Origin of the sequence: Rathayibacter sp. VKM Ac-2929, assembly GCF_022815495.1 — a bacterium.
In the GTDB taxonomy this organism is placed as follows: domain Bacteria; phylum Actinomycetota; class Actinomycetes; order Actinomycetales; family Microbacteriaceae; genus Rathayibacter; species Rathayibacter festucae.
In genome coordinates, this window is sequence record NZ_JALGRV010000005.1 from 351,308 (window position 1) to 377,823 (window position 26,516).

Sequence of the window (26,516 nt, forward strand, 5' to 3'; positions counted from 1 at the left end):
GAGGGGCTCCTTCCGTTCGATTCGGTTCGTCCTCCGGCGACGGCCGTCGGAGGAAGTGGTGGGCGAGCGCGGGCGCTCGCGGGTCAGGCGACCCGGTCCTCCTTGGAGAACCCGGCCCGGGCGCTCGAGGCGACCTCGAGCACGACGGGCAGTCGCGCGCCGAGCAGGCGATCGAGCTCCAGGACCTCCTGGTGCACCGCGTCCACGACCGTGCGGGGCGAGACCCCGCCGCGGGGCAGGACCCGGACCTTGAGCGCCGTCGACGAGCCGTGGCGGTAGGCCGAGACAGTGACGTCGATCAGGTCGGTGCGGCCGGCCAGCGCGTTCTCGAGCACGTCCTCGGCGAAGCCGGTGGCGATCTCGACCTCTCCGGCGACCCCGCTGGACGAGCCGGCGTCGGTGAGGACGGTGCTCGTGCGGCCGTGGCCGTGCGCGGAGATCAGGACGATCGCGAGCACGATGCCCAGCAGGCAGATCCCGACGATCGCGTAGAGCGGCCACAGCACGGCCGCGTCGCTCCAGGCGGTGCCGTCCTCCGGCGAGATGCGGGAGACGAGGGCCGCGCCCTGGCCGTCCGCGAAGTCGGCGACCGCGTCGCGGACCGGCTGGGAGACGGCGATCAGGACCAGGCCTGCCGTGACGGCGGCGAGGACGAGGCCGACCAGGAAGAGGATCAGGCGGTTCACGAACCGGTTGCTCGTGGTCATCAGATCCTCCCGGATTCGGAGATGCGGACGGTGGCGCGGGTGGCGGGCGTCGCCGCGATGCGGCTCAGCTCGTCGTCGACCGCGGACTGCACGGAGTCGCGGTCGACGGTGATCCCCGAGGAGGGGGTCACCTCGATCACGGCGGTGCGGCGGCCGATCGAGGCGCGGGTGTCCTCGCGACGCGACCGGGCGGCCGAGCGGGCCGAGCGGGCGAGCGAGGAGGCGATCACGCCGTCGTCGATCACCACGGCGAGGCGGTCGTCCGCAACGGTGTGGCGGGCGCGGGCACCGGGGGCGAGGGCGAGGACCAGCAGGATCAGCGCCAGCACCGCGGTGCCGACGGCGATGCCGATGATCGCGCCGGAGGCGAGATCGGTCACGCCGACGATCGCGCCGAGGAGCGCGGACGGTGCCAGCAGCAGCGGAGCGGCGCCGAAGATCGCGAGCACCGCCTCCGTTCCGACGTACGCGGCGATCAGGATGATCAGCACGAGCACGACGATCTGGGCGGCCGAGCGCGAGCTGTGCGTCTCGCGGCGCAGGTAGCGGCGGTAGCGCGCGTCCGGCGCCGCGTCGCGCGGTGTGGCTGCGGGGCTCATGCGACTCTCCTCGTGGCTCGGGTCGGGGTGCGGGTGCCGGTCACGCGGATGTCCACGCGGCTGACGGTGCGGCCGGTGAGCGCGCCCATCCGGGAGGCGATGGCCGCCCGGTCGCGGTGGAGGCGATCGAGCAGGCTCCCCTCGGCGGTGGAAGCGCCCTCGGTCAGGACCGGGGCGGAGACGGCGAGCGCGAGGCCGCCGCTGTCGTCCGACAGCCGGACGCGGATCGCGGAGACCTCGACGCCCAGCTCCTCGTGGACGACCGCCACGGCCATCCGCTCGAGGGAGCGGACGGAGATGGTGACGGTGCCCGGCTCCGACGGAGCGGTCCGCTCGCCGGGACGCTGGTCGAGTGCGGTCACGGCGACTCCTAGCGGGAGGTGGTGCGGCCGCGGAACACGTCCACGAGGCTGCGCACGTCGAGCGAGCCGTCCAGCATCCGCGCGATCAGGACGCCGAGCGCCATGAAGACGGCGGTGAGGACGAAGCCCCAGAAGCCGAAGAGCAGGGCGGCGAAGGCGAGGACCGCGCCGACGACGAGGCCCAGCGTGGTGCTGCGGCCGGCCGGGGCGGGGGCGGGGGTGCGGGGGTCGCTCATCGGACGCGGCTCTCGGTCTCGGTGTCGCCCTTGTCCTCGCCGGGGATGTGCACGTCGACGATGGCGACGTTGATCTCGGCGACGGACATGCCGACGAGCTCGGTGATGGCCTCGGAGACCGCGGCGCGGACCTGGTCGGCGACCGACTGCATCGGCACCGGGTACTCGACGACGAGGGTGACGTCGGCGGCGACCTGGGTCTCGCCGACCTCGACGCTGACGCCCTGGGCGTGGTCGTTGCCGCCGACGGCCGAGCGGATCGCGCCGAAGGCACGGGCGGCGTTGTTGCCGAGGGCGAAGACGCCGGGCACCTGGCGCGCGGCGATGCCGGCGACCTTGGCGATCACGGCGTCGTCGATGACGGTGCGGCCCTGAGCCGTGCCCGCGGCGGCGCTGTTGCCGAGGCTGGTGACGGTGTCGACCGACGCCTTGTCGACGCGGGGGGCGGTGGGAGTGGCGGGGGTGGCGGGGGTGCGCGTGCTGTCGCTCATGGTGACTCCTGTGCGTGTCGTCGGCCGCTGGTGGTGCGCGGCCGGGGTCGGGGAGTCCGGCGGATTTCCCGTCGGGCTGTGCTTTCATGAGTGAGACGGAGCCCGACGGGGATTCGTCACGGTGCGATCCGGAGTTTTTCCTGACAGTCACCTGATGGTCGATGCCGGCTCGAGCCGGTGCCCGCTGGAGGAGTCCCATGCCCGGTCTGGAGACGGCGAGCGACGCGCTCCTCGCCGAGCGCTCCGCCGAGGGCGACGTCCGCGCGTTCGAGGTGCTGGTCAAGCGGCACCAGTCGATCCTCCGCGCCTACGCCTGGCGGCTGACCGGCTCGCAGGCGGACGCCTCCGACGCGGTGCAGAACGCGCTGATCACCGTCTGGGCCCAGCTCCCGCAGCTCCAGGAGCCGGCGAGCGTGCGGAGCTGGATGATGCGGATCGTCAGCCGCTCCAGCGTCGACCTGCTCCGCCAGCGCAAGCCGGTCGACGACGTCGACGCCGTCGAGCACCCGCCGGCGCGCGAGCCCGGGCCGTTCGAGTCGGTCGAGCAGAGCGACGCGATGCGCGCTCTCGCCCAGGCGCTGGCCGAGCTGCCCGAGACCCAGCGGCAGTGCTGGCTGCTCCGCGAGGTCGGCGGCGAGTCGTACAGTGAGATCGCCGAGCACCTCGGCATCACCGCCACCGCCGTCCGCGGCAAGCTCGCCCGAGCACGGGAGTCGCTGGTCGTGGCGATGGAGGACTGGCGATGAGGGCCCGCGGAGAAGGAGTCGGCGCGATGAAGGAGTCGGCGCGATGACCCCGGACGAGACGCCCGGCGGGACGCCCGGCCTGCCCGGCACCGGCGAGGACGCCGTGTTGCCGCTGCCCGTGCCGCTGGTCGCGGACGACGCCGACGCCGAGCCGGACGACGGCTCCGCCGACGCGATCGGCATCGACGAGCTCGGCGACTACCTGGACCGGGGCCGCCTGCCCTACGACCCCGCCATCGAGGAGTCGCCGGAGCACCGGCGCACGCTGCGCGCCCTCGAGCGCGTCCGCGCGCTCTCCGGTGCGCTGATCGACGACGACGCGGCGCACCTGCCCGCGCCCACCGAGAGCTGGTTCGGCTCGATCCTCACCCAGGTGCGGCGCGAGGCGCGGGCCGGACGCGACATCCCGCTCGCGAGCACCGACCCCGACGTCGAGCTGACGATCACCGAGGGCGCCGTCCGCGGCATCGTCCGCGAGGCGGGCGACAGCGTCTCCGGAGTCCTCGTCGGCCGCTGCCGGCTGCAGGGCGACGTCGCCGATCCGGGTGCCGACATCGCGGTCGAGGTGACGATCTCGGTGTTCTGGGGCGTGCCGATCGCCGACGCGGCCCAGCAGGTGCGCGAGCGCATCCACTCGCGGCTGCTCACCCAGACCGAGCTGCGCGTCTCGACGATCGACGTGCGCGTCGAGGACGTCTACGTGCCGGGAGGGGAGGAGTCGTGAGCGGGTCCGAGCCGATCCCCGTCGCCCCGGCCGTGCTGGTCCCCGCGGTCGCCCCCGCTGGATCCGCGCCGAGCGCGGCCGCCGTGCTCACCGCCGAGATCCGCGCCCTCGCGGGAGTGGCGATGCTCGTCCCGGCGCGCGGCCAGGTGCGCGACGTCCTCGCCCACGCGGCCGGCGCGCTGACGCCCGCCACCGTCGATCCCGCGGACGGCCCGCTCGGCGCGGTCTCCGGCGGCACCTTCGCCGAGCCGGTGCTCGTGCGCGTCCTCGGCGACGAGGTGTCGGTGTCCGCGGAGGTCTGCGTCGCCGCCGAGTCGTCGGCGCCCGACATCGCCCGCGCGGTCGGCTCCGCGGTGCGCGAGTGGTGCCGGCGCGAGCACCCCGGGCGTCGCGCGCGCATCGCGGTCCGGATCGCCTCCGTCGACTGACGCGGAAGCGCGCCGTCCTCGAGGGCGCCGCTAGGCGCCGTGCTCGGCGAGGAAGGCCTCCGTCTCGGCGGCCGTCGGCGTCGAGACCGCCGCGCCGGCCCGGGTGACCGAGATCGCCGCGGCGGCGGTCGCCCAGCGGACGAGCTCGACCAGCGCGACCGGGTCGTCGAGCCTCTCGCCGCCGCTCGCGAGCCGTGCCGCGAAGACGCCGCAGAAGGTGTCGCCCGCGCCGGTCGTGTCGACGACGGAGACGCGGAAGGCGGGTGCGCGCACCGACTCGCGGTCGCGGACGGCGACCACGACGCCGTCCGCACCGAGGGTGACCAGCACCACCGGGACGAGCGCGGTGAGGGCGACGGCGAGGGCCGTGTCGTCCGCCGCCGCGATGCCGCGCTCGGCGCCGAGCTCGCGCGCCTCGTGCTCGTTGACGATCAGCACGTCCAGCTCGGCGAGCAGCTCCTCGGGCAGCGGGCCGATCGGCGCCGCGTTGAGGATCGTGGTGGTCCCCGCCGCGCGGCCGGCGCGCGCCGCCACCAGCACGGTCGGGACCGGGATCTCGAGCTGCAGCAGGAGCGCCGAGGCGCCGGCGATCAGCGCCTCCTCCTGCGCGGTCAGGTCGGTGAAGGCGGCGTTCGCCCCGGAGTCGACGACGATCGCGTTCTCGCCGGAGTCGTCGACCGTGATCTGCGCGGTGCCCGTGCGCTCGTCGCCGCGGCGCGCGTGCAGCTCGAGCGGCTCCTCCGCCAGCAGCCCCGCGAGCTCGTCGCCCGCGGCGTCGCGGCCGAGGCTCGTGACGAAGCTGCTGCCCGCGACCGTGCGGGCGGCGGCGACCGCCTGGTTGAGCCCCTTGCCGCCGGGGAAGGTGCGGGAGTCGAGGGCGAGGACGGTCTCGCCGGGGGCGGGGATGCGGGCGACCCTGTGGACGTGATCGAGATTGGCGCTTCCGAGGACGACGAGGCTCATGCTCCGACGGTAGGGCACGCGCAAGGGGCTGCTCGCATCCTCCGGCCGCACCTACGGTGGAGGAATGGAAACTCGAATCTTCGGCCGCACCGGTGCGCCCGTCTCCGTCGTCGGCCTCGGAACCTGGCAGCTCGGTGCCGATTGGGGTGACGTCGCGGAGAGCGACGCCCTCGCGATCCTCGACGCCGCGGCGGAGTCCGGCGTCACCCTCTTCGACACCGCCGACGTCTACGGCGACGGCCGCAGCGAGCGGACCATCGGCGCCTGGCGCGCCGCGCACCCCGACGCGGGCGTCTTCGTCGCGACGAAGATGGGCCGCCGCGTCGAGCAGATCCCCGCGAACTACGTGCTGGACAACTTCCGCGCCTGGACCGACCGCTCGCGCTCGAACCTCGGCGTTGACACGCTCGATCTCGTGCAGCTGCACTGCCCGCCGACCTCCGTCTACTCCGACGACGCCGTCTTCGACGCGCTGGACACCCTGGTCGACGAGGGCGCCATCGCGCACTACGGCGTCTCGGTCGAGCGCACGGAGGAGGCGCTCACCGCCATCGCGCGGCCGAACGTCGCGAGCGTCCAGATCATCCTGAACGCGTTCCGCCTCAAGCCGCTCGACGCGGTGCTGCCGGCGGCCCGCGAGGCCGGCGTCGGGATCCTGGCGCGCGTCCCGCTCGCGTCCGGCCTCCTCAGCGGCCGCTACACGACGGAGACGACCTTCGCACCCGACGACCACCGCAACTACAACCGCGACGGCTCCGCCTTCGACGTCGGCGAGACCTTCTCGGGCGTCGACTTCGCGACCGGCGTCGAGGCCGCGCAGGAGTTCTCCCGCCTGGCCGCCGACCACGGCCTGGCCCCCGCCGCCGCCGCGCTGGCCTGGATCATCCAGCAGGACGGCGTCACCGCCGTCATCCCCGGCGCCCGCTCCGTCGAGCAGGCGAAGGCGAACGCCACCGCCGCGGACGCCGCCCCCCTCGGCCCCGCCTTCATGGAGGCCGTCAACGCCCTCTACGACACCCACTTCCGCCCCACGGTCCACCCCCGCTGGTAGCCGACACCCGCTGAGTCGCCCGAGAAGGCTCGTTCTCCACCCCGAGAACTCGCCTTCTCGGGCGAGTCAGTGGTGTAGCGCCGCGCGCACCTGGGCGACGACGGAGGCGAGGTCGGCGAGGTCGTCGCCGGTGAGCTCGATCACGGTCCAGCCGGCCGCGCGGAGGCGGCGGGCGCGGGCGACGTCCCTCCGCCACTGCCCGGGCTCGGAGCGGTGGTAGTCGCCGTGGTACTCGATGACCACACGGGCCCGAGCGATGCAGAGATCGACCCGGCCGAGGAAGGCGCCCGCCTCGTCACGGATCTCGACGTTCGCCTCGAGACCCGAGATCCCCGCGAGCACCAGAGCCACACGGACCTGCGACTCGGGACGGGACTCCGCCCGGCCGTCGAGCAGCCCGAGGGCTCGACGCAGGCGTGCGATCCCGCGTCGACCCGGATACCGGTCGAGCGCGGCACACAAAGACTCCTCGGTGAGGAGACGTCGGTGGAGGAGGTCGTCGCCGACCGCGACGAGGTCCGCGAGCTCGAGGACGGCGCCGAGGTCGCACCAGGTACGGGCCGGAGTCGTCAGCGCGCCTCGCCTGCCGACGACGAGGTCGACGTCACGATCTACGGAGAGGCTGCGTCCTGCAAGACCGCGCGCATGCGGCGCCCGAGCCGGTGCGACGACGGCGACGTCCAGGACGAGCCGCTGCTCCCAGCGCCGGTCGAGCGGCGCACCCCAGAGGAGAGCCGCGGTCGGCCCGCAGACGAAGACGTGGTCGCCGAGCCGGTGCAGCATCGCCGCACAGCGATCCGCGAGCGTGACGGCCGGAGCCGTCGATCTGACTCCGTAGGCCGGCGACGCGTACTCCGCTGACCGCATCCGCGCACGCGACAGCCCCGCGGCGCTCCCCGCCGCCACGCTGAAGACGCCCTCCGGCTCGTCGCCACTCACCGCGCCATGCTGGCGCCTCTGGCCCTCCCGTGCGCGGAGTTGTCCACAGGCCCCACTGACTCGCCCGAGAAGGCTCGTTCCCGAGGTGGAGAACGAGCCTTCTCGGGCGACTCGGCGGGGGCGGCGCGGGCTAGGAGCCCAGGGCGGCGTCGACGATGGTGCGGGCCTCGGCCTGCACCTCGTGCAGGTGGTCGAGGCCGCGGAAGGACTCGGCGTAGATCTTGTAGACGTCCTCGGTGCCGGAGGGGCGCGCGGCGAACCACGCGTTCTCGGTGACGACCTTGACGCCGCCGACCGCCGCGTCGTTGCCGGGGGCCTTCGAGAGCTTCGCGACGATCTCCTCGCCGGCCAGGGTGGTCGCCGAGATGGCGTCGCCGTCCAGCTTGCCCAGCGCCGCCTTCTGAGCCTTCGTGGCCACCGCGTCGACGCGCTCGTAGACCGGGTCGCCGAAGCGCTCGGTCAGCTCGCGGTACAGCGCCGAGGGGCTCTTGCCCGTGACGGCGACGATCTCGGAGGCGAGCAGCGCCAGCAGGATGCCGTCCTTGTCGGTGGTCCAGACGGTCCCGTCGAAGCGGAGGAACGACGCTCCCGCCGACTCCTCGCCGCCGAAGCCGACCGAGCCGTCGACCAGCCCGGGCACGAACCACTTGAAGCCGACCGGCACCTCCCAGAGGCGGCGGCCGAGCGACTCCGCGACCCGGTCGATGATCGAGGAGGAGACCAGCGTCTTGCCGATCGCCGCGTCCTCGCGCCAGCCGGAGCGGTGGCGGTACAGGTAGTCGATCGCGACCGCGAGGTAGTGGTTCGGGTTCATCAGGCCGCCGTCGGGCGTGACGATGCCGTGGCGGTCGGCGTCGGCGTCGTTGCCGGTGAGGATGTCGTAGTCGCCGGCCCGGGCGACGACCGAGGCCATCGCGCTGGGGGAGGACGGGTCCATCCGGATCTTCTCGTCCCAGTCCAGGGTCATGAAGCCCCAGGCCGGGTCGACCTCGCCGTTGACGACCGTCAGGTCGAGTTCGTACATCTCGGCGATCAGCTGCCAGTAGTGCACCGAGGCGCCGCCCAGCGGGTCGGCTCCGATCTTCACCCCGGCCTTCTTGATCGCGTCGATGTCGATGATGTTCTTCAGGTCCGCGACGTAGTGCGTGCGGTAGTCGTAGGTCTCGACGGCGCTCGGCTCGGCCGACTTCACGTCGCGGTTGCCGTCGGCGATCAGCTCGTTGGCGCGGTTCGCGATCCAGGAGGTGGCGTCGGAGTCGGCGGGGCCGCCGTGCGGCGGGTTGTACTTGAAGCCGCCGTCGCGGGGCGGGTTGTGCGAGGGGGTGACCACGATGCCGTCGGCCCGGTCGGTGTGCGACGGGTCGTTGTTGTAGCGGAGGATCGCGTGGCTGAGCGCCGGGGTCGGCACGTAGTCGTCGAACTCGTCGACGAGCACGCGCACCTCGTTGGCGACCAGCACCTCGAGCGCGGTCGTCAGCGCCGGGCGCGAGAGGCCGTGGGTGTCGGCGCCGATGAAGAGCGGCCCGGTGATGCCCTCGTTCGTCCGGTACTCGACGATGGCCTGGGTCACCGCCGCGATGTGGTCCTCGTTGAAGGCGGTGTCGAACGACGAGCCGCGATGCCCGGAGGTGCCGAAGACCACCTTCTGCAAGGGGTCGGACACGTCCGGCTTCTTCTCGTAGTACGCCCTCACGAGGGCCTCGACGTCGATGAGATCGGAGGCCTCTGCCGGCTTCCCTGCGCGATCGGTCATGGGGTCCATAGTGGCAGTCGCGCCGGGGCCGCGGTACCGGCTGGACAGGCGCTGGCTAGGCTGTCCGCCATGCCCGACCGCGCCTCCGACGGTGTCCCCGACACCGCCCCCGCCCCCCGCACCTACAGCTATCTCGGGCCCTCCGGCACGTTCACGGAGGCGGCGCTCGCGCAGGTCCCCGAGGCGCGCGGGCACGTCTGGCGGAGCGTCGGGAACGTCGGCGAGGCGCTCGACGACCTGGTGTCGGGGCGCAGCGACGGCGCGGTGATCGCGATCGAGAACTCGGTCGAGGGCGGGGTGACGGCCGCGCAGGACGCGCTGGCCCGGATCCCGGGCGTGCGGATCGTCGGCGAGTACCTCGTGCCGGTGTCCTTCATCCTGGTCGGCCGCCCGGGCGCGCGGCTCGAGGACGTGCGGATCGTCGCCGCGCACCCGGTCGCCTACGGGCAGTGCCGCGAGTGGCTCGACCGGACGATCCCGAGCCACGAGCACCTGCCCGCGTCGAGCAACGTGCAGGCCACGATCGACCTGCTCGCGGGCTCGCCCGCCCAGGCCGCGATCGCACCGCCGGGCATCGTCCGCCACCACGACGTCGAGGTGCTCGCGGAGCGGATCGGCGACAACCCGAACGCGGTCACCCGCTTCGTGCACGTCTCGCGCTCGCGGGTGCTGCCCGAGCCGACGGGCGCCGACAAGACCAGCCTGATCGTCGAGCTGCCCTCCGACGCCCCCGGCGCGCTGCTCGACATGCTCGAGCAGTTCGCGACCCGCGGAGTGAACCTGAGCATGATCCAGTCGCGGCCCATCGGCGACGCCCTCGGCCGCTACCGCTTCGTCATCGACCTCGACGGCCACGCGCACGACGAGCGGGTCGCCGACGCCCTGCTGGGCCTCCGCCGCTTCAGTCCGCGGGTGATCTTCCTGGGCTCGTATCCCCGCGCGGATCGCCGTCCGGTCTCGTACGTGCGACGCTACGACGACGAGGTGTTCATCGAGGCGCGTGACTGGCTGCGCGGGATCCTCGGCAGCGAACCGGAGGTCGACGATGACTGAACGAGGCGGAGCCGAGCGCGAGCGCGTCGATCCGCGGTACGACGCCGCCTTCCAGCGGGGCTTCACCGGGGGAGTGGACCGGGTGCGCGGCGACGAGCGCGCCTTCGCCCGGCCGGTGACGGCACCGGAGGGGATCGCGCGTCGGCGGCCGCCCGCGCTCGCCGACATCGCGACCACGGCCGACAGCCGGCGCTCGCGGCGGGCGGCCGAGAGCGGCACTCCGATCAGCGCACCCGCCCGGCTGCCCTCGGATGTGGCACTGTCCCGGGAGCCGTTCGCCGATCCCGCGCCCGAGGAGACGTCCGTCCGCCGCGTCGAGGTCGCCGTGGAGCCGTCGGCGCCGCTCTGGCGGAATCCCTGGCTGCTCGCCCTGCTGCTCGCGGGGCTGGCCGGCAGCGTGCTCGGCGTCGCGCTGCTCTACAGCGGCTACTCCTCGCCGCCCGCGTCGTACTACGGCGACTCCGACACCCCGTCACCGGAGTGGATCCAGCGCCAGATCACCTACTACGCCTCGATCCCGCTGCTGGGCAGCCTGCCGTTCGCGCTGCTGCTCGCGATGGGCGTCGCGGCCCTGCGCTGGCGGTCCCGGCCGGTCGAGCAGGCGCCCTCCGACGACGTCGAGACCGAGTCCGAGGCGACGACCCTCTGACGCCGCACCTCCGGCGGAGAGGGGATCTCCTTGGAAGAGACGGCCGCAGCCGTGCTGGTCGAGTAGCCCCGCAGGGGCGTATCGAGACCCACTGTCGCCAGCACTTCCGGTGGAAGTGGATCTCGATACGCGCGCGGCGCGCGCTACTCGATCAGCATGGGGGAGGCCGTTGCGCTGGCTCACCGAGCAGCGTGTCCTCTACACCCCCGACGCGCCGAACAGCAGCCCGAGCAGGTAGGTGACGAGCGCCGCGCCGTAGCCGATGCCGAGCTGGCGCAGGGCGCGCGCGAGGGGCGGCGCGCCGGAGAGCAGGCCGACGATCGCGCCGGTCGCGAGCAGCGCCAGGCCGACGAGGACGGACGCGAGGACCACCGCGGCCAGCCCGGACATCCCGAGCAGGTAGGGCAGCACCGGGATGATCGCGCCGGAGGCGAAGAAGCAGAAGCTCGACAGAGCCGCGCCCATGCCCGTGCCGATCGACTCGTACTCGTCGACCGACGGGTCGGCCTTCACACCGCCGATGGTGATCGGCGAGGTCGGCGCCGCGCCGCCGCGCAGTCCCGCGAAGACCCGGGCCGCGCGGGCGTCCGCGTCCTCCTGCGAGAGCCCGCGGGCGCGGTAGACGAGCGACAGCTCGTTGGCGTCGACGTCGAGGTCGGGGACGACGTGGTTGGTGTCGAGGTCGGGGGAGGAGGCGGAGAGCAGCTCGCGCTGCGAGCGCACCGAGACGAACTCGCCGGCGCCCATCGAGAGCGCGCCCGCGAGCAGCCCGGCGATGCCGGTGAACAGGACGACCCCGGTGCCGACTCCGCTCGCACCGACGCCGAGGACGAGGGCCAGGTTCGAGACCAGGCCGTCGTTGGCGCCGAACACCGCGGCGCGGAAGGTGCCCGAGAGCCGGTTGCGACCGCGCTCGGCGAGCCCGCGGACGACCTCGCTGTGGATCCGCTCGTCGGCGGCCATCGCCTCCGTCGCGTCGTCGTCGTCGGCGTAGGGCGAGCGGGCCTCGGCGCGCTGGATCAGCGCGAGGACGAAGACCGAGCCGAACTGCCGGGTCAGGAAGCCGAGCAGCCGCGTGCGCAGATCGGGTCGGGGCTGCGGCTCGGCCGCCGGCCCGAGCAGCTCGCGCCAGTGCTCCTCGTGCCGGCCCTCGGCGGCGGCCAGGGCGAGCAGGATTTCGCGCTCCTCGCCGGAGCGGCGCTCGGCGAGATCGCGGTAGCTCGCGGCCTCGGCCAGCTCGTCGGCGAGGTAGCGCCGCCAGCGGCGGATCTGCACCGGCGTGGGGGAGGAAGGGGTGTCTCGGGCGATGGTCGCCATGGGATCTCCTGGGCTTCGGCACCCCGGCCGACCCGCGCGAGAGGACCGGCCAGGACACGTGTCGACTGGCCGAAGGTCTCGTTCGCCCGATTCCGCGAGGATCCGGGTGGCGCGCCGGGTCCGGGACTCTCCGGACCAGCATGTCGACGCGCCTCGTCGTCCGCTCGGCGGACGGTGGGAACTACTCCCCTTCGCAGGGACCACCGTAGCCGAGAAGGCAGCGCGGCGCCCCTCCGATCGCAGGGCGGCGCCCGCGGGTACAGTCGAGCCGCGGCGGAGCCTCCCGGCCCCGCCCCCGCGCCGCACCGGCGCCCTCGAAGGGGAGGCCGCCCATGACAGCCGACAGCGCACCGACCCGCCGACTCGTCGCCGAGCTGGAGGAGCGCGCCCGCGAGGTGCTGCCCTGGTTCGTCGCCGACTACTACGGCGCCGTCGCGGGCGGCCGCTCGGAGCGCGACGCCGACCTCGCGGCCTGGGACGCGATCCGCTTCCGGCCGGCGGCGCTGCGCGGCGAGCTCGACGGCGACACCACGACCTCGGTCCTCGGCACCGAGGTGCGGGGCCCCGTGCTGATCGCGCCGATGGCGCAGCAGAACGCGGCGGATCCGCGCGGCGAGATCGCGATGGCGGAGGCGGCCGCGCGCGCCGGCACCCTGCTCGGCGTCTCGACGAACACGGCGCTGCCCTTCGAGCGGATCGCCGCGGCGGGTGCGCCGTGGTGGTTCCAGGTCTACCTGCTCGCGGACCGCGACGTGACCCACGCGTTGATCGAGCGGGCCGCTGAGCACGGCGCCCGCGCGCTGATGCTCACGGTCGAGATGCCGGTGCTGCGCGGCGAGCGCCCCGGCATCGAGCCGCTGACCTGGCCGGAGATCCCCGGCAAGGCGAGGCTCGGCAATCTGACCGAGCAGGAGCGCGCACTGGTCCTCGGCCGTCCCGTGCCGAACCCGGGACTCGACGACATCGGCCGGCTCCGCTCGGTCAGCGGTCTGCCGGTCCTGGTGAAGGGCGTGCTGCGCGGCCAGGACGCCCGTCGCGCGGTCGACGCGGGCGCCTCCGGGGTCGTCGTCTCGACGCACGGCGGCCGGCGGATGGACGGCTCGATCACCGCTGTCGGGGCGCTCGCCGAGGTGGTCGACGCGGTCGGCGCCGACGCCGAGGTCTACATCGACAGCGGGGTGCGCACGGGCCGGCACGTGCTCGCGGCGCTCGCGCTCGGGGCCCGCGCGGTCTTCATCGGGCGGCCGCTGATGTGGGCGCTCGCCGTGGGCGGCGCCGACGAGGTCGCCGGGCTGCTCGGACTCCTCGACCGCGAGTTCCGGGTCATGCTGCAGCAGTCGGGGGCGGCGTCGATCCGCGATCTCGGCGGGCTCGTCGCCCGGTCCTGACGGGGGTCCCCGGTCAGGCCGCGATGCTGCTGCGGGCCCGGCGGCGCTGCTGCCGCTCGTGCTCGGCCTCGAGCAGCGCGCGGGTGCGCTCAGTGGCGAGCAGCTCGACGAGGGTGTCGGTCTCCTCCTCGATCCGCTCGCGGAGGTCGAGCGGCTCGGTGGTCAGCAGTCGCTTGGCGGCGGCTGCCACCAGCGGCGGGCGGGCGGCGAGCGCCCGGACGCGCTCGTCGACGCGGGCCGCGAGCTCGGCGCGGGGGACGACCTCGGTGACGAGCTGCCACTCGAGCGCCTCGGCGGCCCGGACGGAGCGGCCGGAGAGCACGAAGTCCAGGGCGCGGCGGCGCCCGATCGTCGCGGGCAGGGTCGCCGTGACGCCGCAGTCCGGCACGAGCCCGACGTCGCCGTAGGCGCTGACGAAGGTGGCGGCGGGCGTCGCGACGACGATGTCGGCGGCGAGCGCGAAGGCGATCCCGGCTCCCGCGGTGATGCCGTCGATCGCGCAGACGACGACGGCGCTGCTCTCGCCGAGCAGGCGGAAGGCCTCGCCCGCGGTCGTCGCCAGATCGCGGAGGTACCGGTCGGGGCGGTCGGCGCCCAGGATCGCCGAGACGTCGCCGCCGGTGCAGAACGCGCGACCCGCGGACTCGACGACGAGGACGGTGCAGCCCGCGTCGGCGTTCAGCGTGATCAGGGCGCGCACCAGCTGCAGGGCCGTGTCGAGGTCGAGCGCGTTGAGAGCGTCCGGCCGGTCGAGGATCAGGCGGGCGACGGGGCCGGAGCGCTCGACGCGCACGGTCGGGGGTCGGGGAGTCATGGCGGGGCCTCTCGGGGTGAGGTCGGGGAGCTGTGGTCGGAGCGCTGCGGCCCGCTCGCGGGGGAACGGAGGGGGCCGGCGCCGTCCGTCTGAGGAGGTGGCGCAGAAGTGGTTCGCAGCCCCGGCCCCGCCGGTTCGGTCCGCCCGGCCGATCCTCAGGCGCGCCTCCCGGCCCCTCTAAACTGCTCTGGTGATTGATCCCGTACTTCTCCGCGAGAACCCGGACGTCCTGAAGCGCTCGCAGGAGGCGCGCGGCGACTCCGTCGAGCTCGTCGACGACGCCCTCGAGGCCGACCGAGCACGCCGGGCCGCGATCACCGAGGCCGAGCGCCTCCGCGCCGAGCAGAACGCCTTCGGCAAGACCGTCGCGAAGGCGCCGAAGGACGAGAAGGCGGCCCTGGTCGCCGAGGCGCAGCGCCTCGCCGCCGCCGCGAAGCAGGCGCAGCAGGAGGCCGCCGAGGCCGACGAGCGCTTCGGCTCGCTCGTGAAGCGGCTGGCCAACCCGATCATCGACGGCGTTCCCGCCGGTGGCGAGGACAAGTTCGAGCTCGTGCGCACCGTGGGCGAGCGCCCGGTCTTCGACTTCGCGCCCCGCGACCACCTCGAGATCGGCGAGCTGCTCGACGGCATCGACATGCAGCGCGGCGCGAAGGTCAGCGGCGCGCGCTTCTACTTCCTCAAGGGCCTCGTCGCCCGGCTCGAGATCGCGCTGATGAACCTCGGCCTGGAGCGCGCCCTCGAGGCCGGCTTCACTCCGCTGATCACGCCGACGCTGGTGCGCCCCGAGATCATGGACGGCACCGGCTTCCTCGGTGAGCACGACGACGAGGTGTACCGCCTCCGCGACGACGACCTCTACCTCACCGGCACCAGCGAGGTGGCGCTCGCCGGCTATCACGCCGACGAGATCCTGGATCTCGCGGGCGGCCCGAAGCGCTACGCCGGCTGGAGCACCTGCTACCGCCGCGAGGCCGGCTCGGGCGGGCGCGACACCCGCGGCATCATCCGCGTGCACCAGTTCAACAAGCTCGAGATGTTCGTCTACACGCTGCCCGAGGACGCGGAGGCGGAGCACGCGCGCCTGCTCGCCCACCAGGAGGGCGTGCTGCAGAGCCTCGGCCTGCACTACCGCGTGATCGACGTCGCCGCGGGCGACCTCGGCCAGAGCGCCGCGCGCAAGTTCGACGTCGAGGCCTGGGTGCCCACCCAGGACGCCTACCGCGAGCTGACGTCGACCTCGAACTGCACCACCTTCCAGGCCCGCCGCCTCGACACCCGCTACCGCACCGAGTCGGGGAAGACGGCGCCCGTCGCGACACTGAACGGCACGCTGGCGACCACCCGCTGGATCGTCGCCCTGCTCGAGACGCACCAGCAGGCCGACGGCTCGGTGCTCGTCCCCGAGGCGCTGCGCCCGCACCTGGGCGGCCTCGAGGTCCTCGAGCCGGTCCGCACCGCATGAGCGCCGGTCGCCGCCTCATCGCCCTCGACATCGACGGCACCGTCATGCACGAGGACGGCACCATCACCGACGCGGTCGTCGAGGCGATCACGCGGGTGGTCGCCCAGGGCGACGAGGTCATGCTCGCGACCGGCCGCTCGCCGTCGACCACGCTGCCCGTGGTCGCGCGCCTGGGCATCGCTCCGGAGTTCGTCATCTGCTGCAACGGCGCCGTCACCCTGCGCCGCGACCCCGAGGCGGAGGGCGGCTACCGCCCCGACGTCGTCGAGACCTTCGACCCCACCGAGGTCCTCGAGACCATCCGCCGGCACCTGCCCGACGCGCACTACGCCGTCGAGGACGCCGACGGCGCCTTCTCCTACACCGAGGCCTTCCCCGGCGGAGCGGTCATGGGCGCCGAGACGGTGCACGTGCCCTTCGAGGAGCTGCTGGGCGTGCAGTCCACCCGCGTGGTCGTCATCTCGCCCGGCACCGGCATCGAGGAGTTCACCGAGCTCGTCGAGCGGATGGGCCTGCACCAGGTCAGCTACGCCATCGGCTGGACCGCCTGGCTCGACATCGCCCCGCACGGCGTCAACAAGTCGACCGCGCTCGAGCTGGTCCGGAACCGCCTCGGCATCGAGCGGAGCGACGTGGTCGCGCTCGGCGACGGCCGCAACGACATCGAGATGCTCACCTGGGCCGCCGAGCACGGCGCCGGCCTGGCGATGGGGCAGGCGCCCGCCGAGGTCCTCGCAGTCGCCTCCGCGATCCTCCCCGGCGTGCACGAGGACGGCGTCGCCGTCGCCCTCGCCGACCTGCGCTGACCCGACGCGGCGCCGGCCGCTCCCGCGTCGCGCGGGCCGTCGGTTACCATCGACTGTCTCTCCCCGCGGGGCGAGGCAGGGAGGGCTGTCCGAGCGGCCGATGGAGCCAGTCTTGAAAACTGGTGGGCAGAGATGTCTCTAGGGTTCGAATCCCTAGCCCTCCGCCATCGTGGTCGAGCGGCGACGCCGCCCCCCTGGTGACGAGGCCGAGAACGCGATCCCGCCGTCACGCCGGCTGAGTAGCCCGCGGGGCTGTGCATGCTGGCTGAGTAGCCCGCGGGGATGTGCATGCTGGCTGAGTAGCCCGCGGGGATGTGCATGCCGGCTGAGTAGCCCGCAGGGATGCGCATGCCGGTCGACTGGTAGGCAGGGATGTGCATGCTGGTCGAGTAGCCCCGCAGGGGCGTATCGAGACCCACCAACGTCAGGAGGGCGGGACTGAAGACTCGCCCTTGATGCTGGTGGATCTCGATACGCCCGCTGCGCGGGCTACTCGATCAGCATGAATGGCCCGCTGCGTGGGCTGCTCGATCAGCAGGGAGGTCGCTGCGCGTCCCTGGCGCGCAGCGACCTCGTCGTCGGACCCGACTCTAAAGTGACGTTCTGTCGATGATTGAGACGGGTCGCCTCCGCCGAGACGCATCTTCTGAGCTTCGGGCCGCCCGCCTCTCGATGGAGAAGGAGCCGTCATGAGCGACGAGAACGTTCCCGGACCCCGTGTCGAGCGCCTGCGACCGGGGGTGTACGCGACACGGGACGCCAACGGCACGACCGTGATGGCGTGGCCACGAGCCCTGGCGCTCGGCGACGACGCGGCGGTCAACGAGCGACTCCGGCAGCTCGTCGAGGGCGGGCCGGGCGGTGCCGACGACCCCGTCACGGAGCGACTGCGCGAGGACGGCTGGCTCGTCCAGGAGTTCGGGGACGACGACGGTCCGGGCTTCGTGGTGAATCCGCTGAGGGCCGCGGTCGAGCCCGCTCCTGAGCCGTCCGCCGACCTCGACCTCTCGAGGTTCGCCGTGGTCCGCCGCGACGGCCCCGACCTGCTCGTAGAGTCCCCGCTCGCCAGTGCCGAGATCGTGCTGCACCGGCGGTCCTTGCTCTCCGACGCGCTCTCGGACTCCGGCGGTCTCGCCGCCGCCCTGCGCCGCGAGCTCCAGCGGCACGGGTTCCTCGCGCTGCCGGGCGGACCGGAGGAGACCGAGTTCCGCTACCGGCAGTGGGCACCCCACGAGCTGCTCTTCCACGACCGCAGCAGGCAGGGCTGTCGCGGCCCGGCCGCCGACTTCGGCGGCACCTGGTGGGGTGGGAGGGCGGGCTTCCCTCCGGTAGGCGCCAGCCCGGTCCCGTTCGGCGGGCGCCGGGTCGCCCTCCCCGCGGTCGACCTCGCCGCCCTTCGCGCGAGCGACCCGCCCTACGCCGAGGTCGTCGAGCGCCGGATGTCCCTGCGCGACCACGACGACGCCGCGCCGATCGACGTCGCCGAGCTCGGCGAGCTCCTGTACCGGACGGCCCGGGTCCGCGGGCTGCGCGTCGACCACGGGACGGAGGTGGTCAGCTCGCCGCGTCCGTCCGGCGGCTCGCTCGCGGAGCTCGAGCTGTACCTGGCCGTCTCGCGCTGCGCCGGGATCGAGCCGGCCTTCTACCACTACGACGCGCATCGCCACGAGCTGGAGGAGGTGTGCGGCATCGGCGCTCCCGCCGTGCGCCGGATGGTCCAGGTCGCGAGCGGGGTCGCGGCGACCGGGGTCGCCCCGCAGGTCCTCATCGTCGTCTCCGCCCGTGTCGGCCGGGTGATGTGGAAGTACCAGAGGATGGCGTTCGAGCTCGTGCTGAAGGACACCGGGGTGCTCTACCAGGCGCTCGCCGGGGCGTGCAGCGCGAGGGGGCTGGCGGGCTGCCCGCTCGGAACCGACGACCCCGTCGCCTTCGCCGAGGCGACCGGTCGCGACCCCCTCCTCGAGTGCAGCGTGGGCCAGTTCATCGTCGGCTCGATTCCGCGACCGGTGCCGGCGGTGACGCGATGACCCTCACCGTGGACACCAGCGCCTGCGTGATCGACCACGAGGGGCGCACCTACGGCATGACCGCCGGCGGCGACATCGAGCTCACCGGCGAGGTCGCGGGCTGGATGCGCGTCATCGCGGCGTGGATCCTGGCCGGCGACGACGTCGAGGAGCGGGCGCGATCGCTCGATCCGGCCCGGGCCGACCAGCTCCGGCGCGTGCGGAGCGCGATGCTCACCCTCGGCCTCCTCCGGGAGGCTCCCATCGCCGGTCGCGTCCGCCTCCTCGGCGAGACGGTCCTCCTGCAGCGCGCGGTGGCGCGGAGCGGCCGTGCGCTCCCCGAGTGCTCGCTCGCGGTCGGCCCGGTCGGGGGGCGGTGGCTGATCGACGAGGTCCGCGAGCACCCGGAGCGGACGTACGGGGCGGTGCTGCTGCGTGACGGCGCGGCGCTCGTCGTCGGCCCGGCGCCCGGGGCGGAGCTGCTCCCGGTGCTGGTCGCCGTGGCGGAACGCGGGGTGGAGGTGGGCAGGCCCGAGGAGGACGTGCTCCGGCTGGCCGTCGCCCAGCTGGTCCGCCGCGCTGCCTCCGGTCGCACGGATCCGTGGCGGGCCACGACGGTCACTGCGAACGGAACCGTGCTCACCCGGATCAGCCCGCACCCGTGGCAGGCCGAGCAGCCGGAGGCGACCGGCCCGTTCGAGGAGCGCGCGATGACCCTCGTCGATCCCGACTTCGGTGTCGTCCGGCTGATCGAGGAGGCGGACCTGCCGCAGGTGCCGCGGCACCACTCCCGAGCGCTGGTCGCCTGCGACGCCGTTACCGACCGGCGCGACGTCGAGGTCGTCGGCGAGGGCGCGGACTTCGCGGAGGCACGGGCGGACGCCGTGCGCCGGGCACTCGCGATCCGCGCGGAGTCGGTCCTCGATCCGCGCCGGGTGTCCGACGCCGCAGGGCGCGCCGTCGCCGCGCCGACCGCGACCCTCGAGCAGCTGCGCGCGGCGGTCCGCGTCATCGTCGCCGCACCCGCGGAGTGCACCGTGCCGGGCCGGTGCCTGGCCGACAGCGCGACCGTCCGGGTCCCGGTCACCCTCGCCTTCCGCTGCTCGGACGCCCCTCCGGCGACTGGCGGCCTCGGGGTCGCCGCCACCGAGGAGGAGGCGCTGAGGCTCGCCGTCGAAGCGGCTCCCACCTCCGATCCGCGGGCGGTCGTGGTCGACCTGGACCACGATCCCGTCGTCGCGCGACTCGGGCTCGTCGTCCGGAAGGTGGTGATCCTGCCGTGAGCACGGGTGAGATCGACGCTGCGGACGCCGCGGACGGACTGCTCCAGCGTGCGCTGGCCGGTATCGGCGCGGCGATCGGGGTCGCCGTCCGGGCGTCCGACACCTGGCGTGTCCCGAGCCGTCCCGCGGCGGACGTCCCGTGGCTGCCCGTGCACGTCGAGGTGAACCGCATCGTGATCGGGCCCCTCGTCCGTCCCGGAGTCCCGGGCTGTCCGCGGTGCCTGGTGCTCCGGCGGGAACGCCTCCGCGGCGCGGAGCCGTGGCGTGTGCGGCTGACGGCGGAGTACGCGGAGCAGCTCGAGGGCCGCCGCCCCGAGGCCCTCGACGAGCTGGCGGCCGACGTCGCGGCGATCGCGCTCGAGCGACTCCTGGCGCAGGAGCACGAGGCTGCGAGTGCCCAGCGCCGCGTCGCGGTGGTCCGCCTCGACACCCTGGCGGTGGAGCACCACGCCTTCCTCCCCGAGCCCCTCTGCGAGCTCTGCGGCGACCTCCCGGAGGACACCGCCGCGGCTGCCCAGCACGTCCTCGCGCCGCAGCCCAAGACCGCTCCGTTCGGCGCGCGGATCCGCGACGTCGTCGGCGAGGCCGACGTCCTCCGCTCCCTCTACATCGACCCCTTCTGCGGCACGATCGCCGCCACACGGCGCGGGGACGAGGGCGGGCTGGTCATGGCGGCCGCGCCGATGCCGATGCGCCTCGACGGTCTCGTCGAGCCGGGCTACGGACGCGGCCGCGACTACCGGTCCGCCGAGGTCACCGCGGTGCTGGAGGCGCTCGAGCGCTACGGGGGAGTCGCGCCGGGCGGACGCCGGTCGACGGTGCGCGGAAGCTACCGGGAGCTCGCCGCCGAGGCCGCGCACCCCGACGTCTTCGGCCGCCATCCGGACGAGTCCTACGACGATCCGGCGTTCCGATACCGGCAGTTCGACGAGGACGTGCCGATCCAGTGGGTCTGGGCGCACTCCTTCGCCGAGGGCCGCGCGCGCCTGGTCCCCGAGGCCCTCGCCTACTACTTCTCGCAGCGACTGCGCGGGGACGACCCCGTCTCGTACTACGAGGTCTCGAACGGCTGCGCGCTCGGCTCCTCCTGGGAGGAGGCCGCCCTGCACGGTCTGCTGGAGACGGTCGAGCGCGACGCGTTCCTCTGCACCTGGTACACCCGTAGCACGCCCGCCGGCATCGACCTGAGCAGCTGCCGCGACCCGCTCGTCGCGGAGCAGGCGGCGGCGATCACCGCGGCGACCGGCTACGACGTCGCCGCCTTCGACGTCACGACGGACTGGGGCATCCCGGCGGTGTGGCTGCTGGCGACGCGGCAGGGCGGCTCCGGGCCGGCCGCGCTGTGCACCGCCGGGGCGGGCCTGGACCCCGAGCGCGCCCTGCTCGGCGCGATGAACGAGCTCGGCCCGATCCTGGCGGACCTCCTCCGGCGCTACCCGGGCGAGGAGGCGCACGCCGCGGAGATGGTGCGCGACCCCTCCGCCGTGCGCGCGATGCTCGATCACTCGGCCCTGTATGCGCACCCGGACGCCCGCCACCGCCTCGACTTCCTCCGCGGCGGTCCGACGATCCGCGCCGACGACATCGGTGGCGCGGACCGCGTGCGCCCGGACGCCACGGACCTGGCGGTCGATCTCCGCGCCGCGGTGGACCGGATCGGCGAGGTGCTCGTCGTCGACCAGACCACGCCGGAGCACCGCGCGGGCGGATTCGCCTGCGTGAAGGTGCTCGTGCCGGGTGCCGTGCCGATGGCGTTCGGCCACCGCAACCGCAGGATCGACGGGCTTCCCCGGCTCCTCGAGTTGCCGCGGCGGCTCGGCACGCTCGACCGCGATCTGCGCCCGGACGAGCTGAACCCCGATCCGCACCCGTTCCCGTGACGTCCGCATCAGGGAGCGAAGGCGCGTCGACCGACCCGGGTCTCCGCCGGGGCTCGGAGGTCGCCCATCCGCGCCGACCCGAGACCGCAGACCCGCAGCGGCGGGAGCGCATCCTCGACGCGATGCGCGATCTCGTCCTCCGCTGGGGCTACCGCAAGGTCTGCATGCAGGACGTGGCCGACGCCGCGCACGTCGGCAAGGGCACGCTCTACCTGCACTGGAGCAGCAAGGACGAGCTCCTCGACGCCGTCCTCGTCCGCGAGGCGGGCCGGATCGACGCCGAGCTCGGGGCGGCCCTCCTGCGCCGGCCGGAGCTGGTCGCGTTCGGCCTCACCGCGGCGATGCTCTTCCACGGGACCATGGCGGTGCCGCTGCTCGGCGCCTACAACCGCGGAGACAGCACGGTCCTCGGCTCGCGCGGCGCCCGGCCCGGAGCGCCCGACCGGCTCGGGCTCTCGCTCGTCTCCCGGCTCTCCGACCCGGGCTACCTCGGCGTTCTCAGCCGGCACCACCTCGTGCTCGGCGACGCGCGCTCGGAGTCCGGGCGACTGGCCGTCGGAGCGGTCGTCGGCGGCTTCGTCCTGCGGCCGGCGGGGGCCGGCGACGCGGATCGCAACGGCGACTGCGCCCGGCTCCTCGGCACGGTCCTGCAGCGGTCCTTCGGGCAGCCGACCCACGACCGGCACGCCGAGTACGCCGCGGCGGTCGCCGAGACGGTCTCGCCGGAGGGCCGGTGGACCGCTCCTCCGGCGTCGCCGCGGACAGCAGAAGGCTCCCGTCCTGCGTGAAGCGGGACGGGAGCCCGGTGCGGCACGCGGAGGGACGCGTGCTCGCGAGCCGCGTCGAGCGGGCGACCGGCGCGCACTCGGCGCTCAGGCGGCGGGGCCGCCGCAGCAGATGTAGCAGACGCAGTTGGAGTCGGCGAGCTCCTTCATGCCGTGACCGGCGGTGAGGGACTCGACCACCCCGCCCTGATCCGCCACCTCGAACACGGTCATCGGCAGGTCCCGGACGTCCGTCAGGTGCTTCTCGTTCATGGTCTCTTCTCCTTCACTCGGTGCGCGTCGCGCCCGGGACGATCCCCGAGGCGTCTCCCCGACTCTGCGCCGGTCACCGTCGGGCCCACCCCTCCGATGAACGGGTGACCGGGATCCGCGCTCGGTCACCCGACCGCGCGGCGCATCCGTGGTGGCGCTGCCATCCGCCAGATGGCGGGTGAAAGCGCGTCGCTGTCCGGATGACTCCGGGCCGCTGCGTCGGCAGAGTGGCCGGTGGCGTCGATCCCCTCGCGAGGAGTCGCCCCACCCGCACTGCCTGTCGAAGGAGACACGATGCACGTCCACGGACCCACCACGAGATCCCGCCGCCTGACGTCAGCACTTGCCGCGGCCGCGGTGGTGCTGCTGCCGCTGACCGGCTGTCAGAGCGCGACCCCGTCGCCCCCGGCCGGCGAGCGCCCGGCCGAGTGCGACGGCGTCGGGCTCACCCGCGTCGGCTACTCGCCGTACTCCAACTCGGGCGGCTACTTCCCGCTGGTCGAGAAGGGACTGCAGAGCGTCCTCGGCGACTGCGACATCGACGTCGTCACCTCCGACCCCGACGGCGAGTCCGGCGAGCAGGTCTCCGGCATCGAGAACCTCGTCGCGGCCGGCGCCAAGGCGGTGATCGTGTGCCCGACGGACCCGAAGGCGATCTCGCCGGTGGCGCGCCGCCTGGCGGGGCAGGACGTCCTCGTCATCGGCCTCGCGACCGACATCCCCGAGGCGGATGTCGTCTTCAACCTCGACGACCGCGCCTTCGGCGAGCTCGAGGGCGAGAGCGCCGGCGGCTGGCTCGCGGCGAACCGCGCGGACGAGAAGCCCACCGTCGCGATCCTGCACCAGGACTCGGGCGGTGCACCGCTGATCGCCCGGCACGAGGGCGTGATCGCGGGGCTCGACGCGGCGCTCGGGGAGGGGGAGTGGACGCTCGTCAGCGAGGTCGAGGCGTATCAGGAGGACACCGGCAACGCGCAGACCTCGACCGTCCTGCAGGCGCACCCCGATCTCGACCTGATCGTCGGCCTGAACGACTCGAGCGCGCTCGGGGCGCTCTCCGCGGTCAAGGCCTCGGGACGCACCCCCGGCGAGGACGTGGCGATCGTCACGGGCGGCGAGGACGCGCGGATCCTCCAGGGAGTCCTGTCCGGGGAGGTCGTCTCGACGGTGGGACTCTTCCCGGTCCAGCAGGGCGAGATCATCGCCCGGGCGGTCCTCGAGCTCTCCTCGGGCGGCGACGTGGAGCGCGAGCAGATCGTGCCCGTCGAGCTCGTGACGGCGGAGAACGCCCAGGGGATCCTGGACTCCCTCGGATGACGGCACCGCACGGCAGCGCCCCCGTCCTCACCGTCTGCGGAGTGAGCAAGTCCTTCGGCGGGGTCGCGGCCCTCACCGGCGTCGATCTCACGGTGCACGCGGGCCGGATCCTCGGACTGGCCGGCGCCAACGGGGCGGGCAAGTCCACCCTGATCAACATCCTGACCGGCCAGCTGCCACCCGATTCCGGCGAGCTGCGGGTGGACGGGGAGCCCGTCTCGTTCTCCAGCCCTCGGGAGGCGCAGCAGAAGGGCATCGGCGTGGTGCGCCAGGAGCTGGATCTCGTTCCGGATCTCACGATCGCCGAGAACCTCTTCCTCGGCGATGAGCGGGTGTTCCAGCGGGCGCTGCGGCTCGACCGGCGGCGGATGCGCGAGGCCGCTCGCGCGCTGCTGCGCCGGATGGGGCTCGAGAACGACGTCGACACCCCAGTGCGCGACGTGTCGATCGGCGACCGCCAGCTGATCGCGGCCGCCCGCGCGCTGCGCAGCGCCGGATCCGTCCTGCTCCTGGACGAGCCGACGTCCTCGCTCACGCCGTTCGAGGCGGCTCGCCTCTTCCGCGTGATGCGCTCGCTCAGCGACGAGGGCGTCGGCGTCGTCTTCATCTCGCACCGGCTCGACGAGGTCGTCCAGCTCTGCGACAGCATCGTCGTGCTGCGGGACGGGCGCGTCGCCGGCGAGTTCGGCGCCACCGCGGCCGTGCTGCCGCAGGTGGTCGACGCCATGGTGCCTGGGTCCGCCGCTGTCACCCGGGTCGAGCGGGCGGCCGTCTTCGGCGAGCCCGCCTTCGTCGGCAGTGCTCTGGTGGTCAAGGGACGCCCGCCCGTCGACCTCGCGATCCGGCGGGGCGAGGTGCTGGGCGTCTTCGGGCTCGTCGGCGCGGGCAAGTCGTCGATCGGCCGCTCGATCGCCGGGCTGGAGGCCCTGCAGTCCGGCTCGATGCAGCTGGCCGGCCGGCCCTACCGTCCCCGCTCCGCCGCCGCCGGCTTCGCCCGCGGTGTCGCGTACCTCTCCGAGGACCGCCGCAGCGAGGGAATCCTGCCGCACCTCAGCGTGCGGCGGAACATGATCGTCCGGGCGCCGCGGAACGTCGCTCGAGGCGGCGTCTTCGACCGGCGCGCGGTGACCGCCCTCGTCGCCGAGATGACGTCCCGGCTGCGGATCAAGGCCGCGAGCGACGCCCTCGACATCCGCTCGCTCTCCGGGGGCAATCAGCAGAAGGTCCTCGTCGGGCGCCTGCTCGCCGAGGACCTGTCCCTGCTCGTCCTCGACGAGCCCACCCACGGCATCGACGTCCGGGCCAAGGCCGATCTCATCGACACGGTCTGGGATCTCACCGCGCAGGGCGTCGCCGTCCTGCTCATCAGCTCGGAGATCGCCGAGCTGCGCGCCGCCTGCGACCGGATCGTCGTCGTCCGCAACGGCGCCGTCGTCCGGGAGCTCCCGGCGACCACAGCCACCGAAGGAGAACTCATGTCCGCAGCGACCGGAGGCGTGTCATGACCCGCCTCGACACGCCCGTTCCCGGAGTGGCCCGCGCTCCGCGCCGCGGGTTCGACCAGGAGCGCCTCGCCACGATCGTCCTCCCGGTGGCGCTGGCCGTGATGATCGTCGTCTTCGCCGTCAGCTCGACGACGTTCTTCACCGTGGACAACCTCTTCGTCGTGCTGCGGCAGTCGGCGGTGCTCGGCGTCGCGGCGATCGGCGCGACGATCATCCTGATCGCCGGCCGGCTCGACATCAGCCAGGGCGCGCTGATCGCGGCGTCCGGGATCACCTGCGTCTCGCTCCTGCAGGCCGGGCTGCCGCCGCTCGTCGCCGTCCTCGGGGCGATCGCGCTCGGGGCCCTGCTCGGCCTCGTCAACGGCGTCCTGACCGAGAGCCTCCGGATCCCGGGGTTCATCTCGACGCTCGCGGTGGCGCTGGTGGTGCGCGGTGCCGCTCAGGTCTGGACCAGCGGGCAGTCGATCGCGGCGCCGGTCGTCGAGGGCTTCGACCTCCTGCTCTGGGTCGGCACCGGGTCGATCGGCCCGCTCCCGGTCGCAGTGGTGCTCGTGACCGTCCTCTACGTCGTCGCGTGGCTCGTGATGCGCACGACGACCTGGGGACTGCGGTCCTACGCGATCGGCTCGTCCGGGCGGGCCTCGAGGGTCGCGGGGCTGCGGGTGAACCTGCACGCGATGCAGGTCTTCGTGGTCGCCGGGGCGCTCTCGGCGGTGGCCGGCGTGCTCCTCGCGGGGCGGCTCGGCTCCGGATCCGCGAACAACGGCCAGGGCGCCGAGTTCGACATCTTCGCCGCGGTCGTACTCGGCGGGACCTCGCTCTTCGGCGGCCGCGGCAGCATTCCGCGCACGGCGCTCGGCATCGTCTTCCTCTCGACGCTGAGCAACGGCCTCGTGATCCTGAATGTATCGTCCTACTGGCAGGGCATCGCGACGGGGACCGTGCTGGTGCTCGCCCTGGCGATCGACCGGTTGCGAGCACGCGATGACGAGTGAGGCTG

27 protein-coding genes and 1 tRNA gene are annotated in these 26,516 nt (G+C 73.8%); 17 read left to right on the plus strand and 11 right to left on the minus strand.

Annotated elements, in window-relative coordinates; all coding sequences use genetic code 11:
* Window positions 1–83: 83 nt before the first annotated feature.
* The 5 genes from MT355_RS17455 to MT355_RS17475 are packed head-to-tail and all read right to left on the minus strand — an operon-like array spanning window position 84 to window position 2,395.
* Window positions 84–707, minus strand: a complete 624-nt coding sequence (locus MT355_RS17455) for an alkaline shock response membrane anchor protein AmaP (protein WP_243600518.1) — start codon at window positions 705–707, stop codon at window positions 84–86.
* Complete coding sequence (locus MT355_RS17460) at window positions 707–1,306, minus strand: hypothetical protein (RefSeq protein WP_123734983.1); 600 nt, start codon at window positions 1,304–1,306, stop codon at window positions 707–709. Before MT355_RS17460 ends, MT355_RS17455 begins: the two co-directional genes overlap by 1 nt.
* Window positions 1,303–1,668 carry a hypothetical protein gene (locus MT355_RS17465; RefSeq protein WP_123734984.1) on the minus strand — a complete coding sequence of 122 codons (366 nt, stop codon included), beginning with the start codon at window positions 1,666–1,668 and terminating at the stop codon, window positions 1,303–1,305. Before MT355_RS17465 ends, MT355_RS17460 begins: the two co-directional genes overlap by 4 nt.
* Before the next feature lie 8 nt (window positions 1,669–1,676).
* A complete protein-coding gene (locus MT355_RS17470; RefSeq protein ID WP_123444990.1) occupies window positions 1,677–1,904 on the minus strand; it encodes a DUF2273 domain-containing protein in 228 nt (75 codons plus the stop codon).
* Window positions 1,901–2,395, minus strand: coding sequence for an Asp23/Gls24 family envelope stress response protein (locus MT355_RS17475; RefSeq protein ID WP_243600519.1), 495 nt, complete (start codon window positions 2,393–2,395; stop codon window positions 1,901–1,903). Before MT355_RS17475 ends, MT355_RS17470 begins: the two co-directional genes overlap by 4 nt.
* Window positions 2,396–2,592: 197 nt before the next feature.
* Here MT355_RS17475 and MT355_RS17480 point away from each other — a divergent pair, with 197 nt between their 5' ends.
* The 3 genes from MT355_RS17480 to MT355_RS17490 are packed head-to-tail and all read left to right on the plus strand — an operon-like array spanning window position 2,593 to window position 4,293.
* The gene (locus MT355_RS17480; RefSeq protein ID WP_123444992.1) at window positions 2,593–3,141 is read left to right on the plus strand and encodes an RNA polymerase sigma factor; all 549 of its coding nucleotides are present in this window, start codon (window positions 2,593–2,595) and stop codon (window positions 3,139–3,141) included.
* A gap of 43 nt (window positions 3,142–3,184) precedes the next feature.
* A complete protein-coding gene (locus MT355_RS17485) occupies window positions 3,185–3,865 on the plus strand; it encodes an Asp23/Gls24 family envelope stress response protein (RefSeq protein WP_123734987.1) in 681 nt (226 codons plus the stop codon).
* The gene (locus MT355_RS17490; protein ID WP_243600520.1) at window positions 3,862–4,293 is read left to right on the plus strand and encodes a hypothetical protein; all 432 of its coding nucleotides are present in this window, start codon (window positions 3,862–3,864) and stop codon (window positions 4,291–4,293) included. Before MT355_RS17485 ends, MT355_RS17490 begins: the two co-directional genes overlap by 4 nt.
* A gap of 30 nt (window positions 4,294–4,323) precedes the next feature.
* Here the strand turns inward: MT355_RS17490 and MT355_RS17495 are convergent, their stop codons facing one another.
* Window positions 4,324–5,256, minus strand: a complete 933-nt coding sequence (locus MT355_RS17495) for a ribokinase (RefSeq protein WP_243600521.1) — start codon at window positions 5,254–5,256, stop codon at window positions 4,324–4,326.
* 64 nt (window positions 5,257–5,320) lie between these two features.
* On the opposite strand from MT355_RS17495, the gene MT355_RS17500 reads away from it, so the two are divergent.
* Window positions 5,321–6,307: an aldo/keto reductase gene (locus MT355_RS17500; protein WP_243600522.1), complete on the plus strand. Its 987-nt coding sequence runs from the start codon at window positions 5,321–5,323 to the stop codon at window positions 6,305–6,307.
* A 66-nt stretch (window positions 6,308–6,373) separates the two neighbouring features.
* Here MT355_RS17500 and MT355_RS17505 read toward each other — a convergent pair whose 3' ends face one another.
* Together MT355_RS17505 and pgm are read right to left on the minus strand one after the other, a co-directional pair.
* Window positions 6,374–7,246: a DUF559 domain-containing protein gene (locus MT355_RS17505; RefSeq protein WP_243600523.1), complete on the minus strand. Its 873-nt coding sequence runs from the start codon at window positions 7,244–7,246 to the stop codon at window positions 6,374–6,376.
* Between the two features lie 130 nt (window positions 7,247–7,376).
* Window positions 7,377–8,999, minus strand: a complete 1,623-nt coding sequence (gene pgm, locus MT355_RS17510) for a phosphoglucomutase (alpha-D-glucose-1,6-bisphosphate-dependent) (RefSeq protein WP_123734992.1) — start codon at window positions 8,997–8,999, stop codon at window positions 7,377–7,379.
* A 69-nt stretch (window positions 9,000–9,068) separates the two neighbouring features.
* Between pgm and pheA the strand changes: the two genes are divergently transcribed.
* Window positions 9,069–10,052 carry a prephenate dehydratase gene (gene pheA, locus MT355_RS17515; RefSeq protein ID WP_123734993.1) on the plus strand — a complete coding sequence of 328 codons (984 nt, stop codon included), beginning with the start codon at window positions 9,069–9,071 and terminating at the stop codon, window positions 10,050–10,052.
* Window positions 10,045–10,701 (plus strand): hypothetical protein, encoded by a 657-nt coding sequence (locus tag MT355_RS17520; RefSeq protein ID WP_243600524.1) that lies wholly within the window; start codon window positions 10,045–10,047, stop codon window positions 10,699–10,701. Before pheA ends, MT355_RS17520 begins: the two co-directional genes overlap by 8 nt.
* 198 nt (window positions 10,702–10,899) lie before the next feature.
* Here MT355_RS17520 and MT355_RS17525 read toward each other — a convergent pair whose 3' ends face one another.
* Window positions 10,900–12,018, minus strand: a complete 1,119-nt coding sequence (locus MT355_RS17525; protein ID WP_243600525.1) for a VIT1/CCC1 transporter family protein — start codon at window positions 12,016–12,018, stop codon at window positions 10,900–10,902.
* A gap of 332 nt (window positions 12,019–12,350) precedes the next feature.
* Between MT355_RS17525 and MT355_RS17530 the strand changes: the two genes are divergently transcribed.
* Window positions 12,351–13,406, plus strand: coding sequence for an alpha-hydroxy-acid oxidizing protein (locus MT355_RS17530; protein ID WP_243600526.1), 1,056 nt, complete (start codon window positions 12,351–12,353; stop codon window positions 13,404–13,406).
* A gap of 13 nt (window positions 13,407–13,419) precedes the next feature.
* On the opposite strand, the gene MT355_RS17535 is transcribed toward MT355_RS17530, so the two are convergent.
* Window positions 13,420–14,220, minus strand: coding sequence for an enoyl-CoA hydratase/isomerase family protein (locus tag MT355_RS17535; RefSeq protein ID WP_243600527.1), 801 nt, complete (start codon window positions 14,218–14,220; stop codon window positions 13,420–13,422).
* Window positions 14,221–14,410: 190 nt separating this feature from the next.
* On the opposite strand from MT355_RS17535, the gene serS reads away from it, so the two are divergent.
* From serS to MT355_RS17570, 7 genes are all read left to right on the plus strand, one after another.
* Window positions 14,411–15,682 carry a serine--tRNA ligase gene (gene serS / locus MT355_RS17540; protein ID WP_123702032.1) on the plus strand — a complete coding sequence of 424 codons (1,272 nt, stop codon included), beginning with the start codon at window positions 14,411–14,413 and terminating at the stop codon, window positions 15,680–15,682.
* Complete coding sequence (locus tag MT355_RS17545) at window positions 15,679–16,488, plus strand: HAD family hydrolase (RefSeq protein ID WP_243600528.1); 810 nt, start codon at window positions 15,679–15,681, stop codon at window positions 16,486–16,488. Before serS ends, MT355_RS17545 begins: the two co-directional genes overlap by 4 nt.
* 79 nt (window positions 16,489–16,567) lie before the next feature.
* Window positions 16,568–16,655 (plus strand) — tRNA-Ser (locus MT355_RS17550).
* A 522-nt stretch (window positions 16,656–17,177) separates the two neighbouring features.
* Window positions 17,178–18,515: a SagB family peptide dehydrogenase gene (locus tag MT355_RS17555; protein WP_243600529.1), complete on the plus strand. Its 1,338-nt coding sequence runs from the start codon at window positions 17,178–17,180 to the stop codon at window positions 18,513–18,515.
* The gene (locus MT355_RS17560) at window positions 18,512–19,777 is read left to right on the plus strand and encodes a hypothetical protein (protein ID WP_243600530.1); all 1,266 of its coding nucleotides are present in this window, start codon (window positions 18,512–18,514) and stop codon (window positions 19,775–19,777) included. Before MT355_RS17555 ends, MT355_RS17560 begins: the two co-directional genes overlap by 4 nt.
* Window positions 19,774–21,657, plus strand: a complete 1,884-nt coding sequence (locus MT355_RS17565) for a TOMM precursor leader peptide-binding protein (protein ID WP_243600531.1) — start codon at window positions 19,774–19,776, stop codon at window positions 21,655–21,657. The genes MT355_RS17560 and MT355_RS17565 overlap by 4 nt, the downstream gene beginning before the upstream one ends.
* Before the next feature lie 122 nt (window positions 21,658–21,779).
* The gene (locus MT355_RS17570) at window positions 21,780–22,445 is read left to right on the plus strand and encodes a TetR/AcrR family transcriptional regulator (protein ID WP_243600532.1); all 666 of its coding nucleotides are present in this window, start codon (window positions 21,780–21,782) and stop codon (window positions 22,443–22,445) included.
* Window positions 22,446–22,529: 84 nt separating this feature from the next.
* On the opposite strand, the gene MT355_RS17575 is transcribed toward MT355_RS17570, so the two are convergent.
* On the minus strand, window positions 22,530–22,694 hold the full coding sequence (locus MT355_RS17575) for a thiomuracin/GE37468 family thiazolyl RiPP peptide (RefSeq protein WP_123445007.1): 165 nt from the start codon (window positions 22,692–22,694) through the stop codon (window positions 22,530–22,532).
* Window positions 22,695–22,988: 294 nt separating this feature from the next.
* On the opposite strand from MT355_RS17575, the gene MT355_RS17580 reads away from it, so the two are divergent.
* The 3 genes from MT355_RS17580 to MT355_RS17590 are packed head-to-tail and all read left to right on the plus strand — an operon-like array spanning window position 22,989 to window position 26,511.
* Window positions 22,989–24,011, plus strand: a complete 1,023-nt coding sequence (locus MT355_RS17580) for a sugar ABC transporter substrate-binding protein (RefSeq protein WP_243600533.1) — start codon at window positions 22,989–22,991, stop codon at window positions 24,009–24,011.
* Window positions 24,008–25,516, plus strand: coding sequence for a sugar ABC transporter ATP-binding protein (locus MT355_RS17585; RefSeq protein ID WP_243600534.1), 1,509 nt, complete (start codon window positions 24,008–24,010; stop codon window positions 25,514–25,516). The genes MT355_RS17580 and MT355_RS17585 overlap by 4 nt, the downstream gene beginning before the upstream one ends.
* Window positions 25,513–26,511, plus strand: a complete 999-nt coding sequence (locus MT355_RS17590) for an ABC transporter permease (protein ID WP_123733488.1) — start codon at window positions 25,513–25,515, stop codon at window positions 26,509–26,511. Before MT355_RS17585 ends, MT355_RS17590 begins: the two co-directional genes overlap by 4 nt.
* Window positions 26,512–26,516: the final 5 nt, after the last annotated feature.

What these genes read in the sequence shown, in the direction of transcription:
- MT355_RS17535 (WP_243600527.1), bottom strand. Translation starts at nt 14,220, where the DNA reads ATGACTCCCCGACCCCCGACCGTGCGCGTCGAGCGCTCCGGCCCCGTC.
- MT355_RS17560 (WP_243600530.1), top strand. Translation starts at nt 18,512, where the DNA reads ATGACCCTCACCGTGGACACCAGCGCCTGCGTGATCGACCACGAGGGG.
- MT355_RS17480 (WP_123444992.1), top strand. Translation starts at nt 2,593, where the DNA reads ATGCCCGGTCTGGAGACGGCGAGCGACGCGCTCCTCGCCGAGCGCTCC.
- MT355_RS17585 (WP_243600534.1), top strand. Translation starts at nt 24,008, where the DNA reads ATGACGGCACCGCACGGCAGCGCCCCCGTCCTCACCGTCTGCGGAGTG.
- MT355_RS17580 (WP_243600533.1), top strand. Translation starts at nt 22,989, where the DNA reads ATGCACGTCCACGGACCCACCACGAGATCCCGCCGCCTGACGTCAGCA.
- MT355_RS17555 (WP_243600529.1), top strand. Translation starts at nt 17,178, where the DNA reads ATGAGCGACGAGAACGTTCCCGGACCCCGTGTCGAGCGCCTGCGACCG.
- MT355_RS17590 (WP_123733488.1), top strand. Translation starts at nt 25,513, where the DNA reads ATGACCCGCCTCGACACGCCCGTTCCCGGAGTGGCCCGCGCTCCGCGC.
- pheA (WP_123734993.1), top strand. Translation starts at nt 9,069, where the DNA reads ATGCCCGACCGCGCCTCCGACGGTGTCCCCGACACCGCCCCCGCCCCC.
- MT355_RS17530 (WP_243600526.1), top strand. Translation starts at nt 12,351, where the DNA reads ATGACAGCCGACAGCGCACCGACCCGCCGACTCGTCGCCGAGCTGGAG.
- MT355_RS17460 (WP_123734983.1), bottom strand. Translation starts at nt 1,306, where the DNA reads ATGAGCCCCGCAGCCACACCGCGCGACGCGGCGCCGGACGCGCGCTAC.
- pgm (WP_123734992.1), bottom strand. Translation starts at nt 8,999, where the DNA reads ATGACCGATCGCGCAGGGAAGCCGGCAGAGGCCTCCGATCTCATCGAC.
- MT355_RS17500 (WP_243600522.1), top strand. Translation starts at nt 5,321, where the DNA reads ATGGAAACTCGAATCTTCGGCCGCACCGGTGCGCCCGTCTCCGTCGTC.
- MT355_RS17545 (WP_243600528.1), top strand. Translation starts at nt 15,679, where the DNA reads ATGAGCGCCGGTCGCCGCCTCATCGCCCTCGACATCGACGGCACCGTC.
- MT355_RS17475 (WP_243600519.1), bottom strand. Translation starts at nt 2,395, where the DNA reads ATGAGCGACAGCACGCGCACCCCCGCCACCCCCGCCACTCCCACCGCC.
- MT355_RS17455 (WP_243600518.1), bottom strand. Translation starts at nt 707, where the DNA reads ATGACCACGAGCAACCGGTTCGTGAACCGCCTGATCCTCTTCCTGGTC.
- MT355_RS17495 (WP_243600521.1), bottom strand. Translation starts at nt 5,256, where the DNA reads ATGAGCCTCGTCGTCCTCGGAAGCGCCAATCTCGATCACGTCCACAGG.
- MT355_RS17570 (WP_243600532.1), top strand. Translation starts at nt 21,780, where the DNA reads ATGCGCGATCTCGTCCTCCGCTGGGGCTACCGCAAGGTCTGCATGCAG.
- MT355_RS17485 (WP_123734987.1), top strand. Translation starts at nt 3,185, where the DNA reads ATGACCCCGGACGAGACGCCCGGCGGGACGCCCGGCCTGCCCGGCACC.
- MT355_RS17470 (WP_123444990.1), bottom strand. Translation starts at nt 1,904, where the DNA reads ATGAGCGACCCCCGCACCCCCGCCCCCGCCCCGGCCGGCCGCAGCACC.
- MT355_RS17575 (WP_123445007.1), bottom strand. Translation starts at nt 22,694, where the DNA reads ATGAACGAGAAGCACCTGACGGACGTCCGGGACCTGCCGATGACCGTG.
- MT355_RS17520 (WP_243600524.1), top strand. Translation starts at nt 10,045, where the DNA reads ATGACTGAACGAGGCGGAGCCGAGCGCGAGCGCGTCGATCCGCGGTAC.
- MT355_RS17525 (WP_243600525.1), bottom strand. Translation starts at nt 12,018, where the DNA reads ATGGCGACCATCGCCCGAGACACCCCTTCCTCCCCCACGCCGGTGCAG.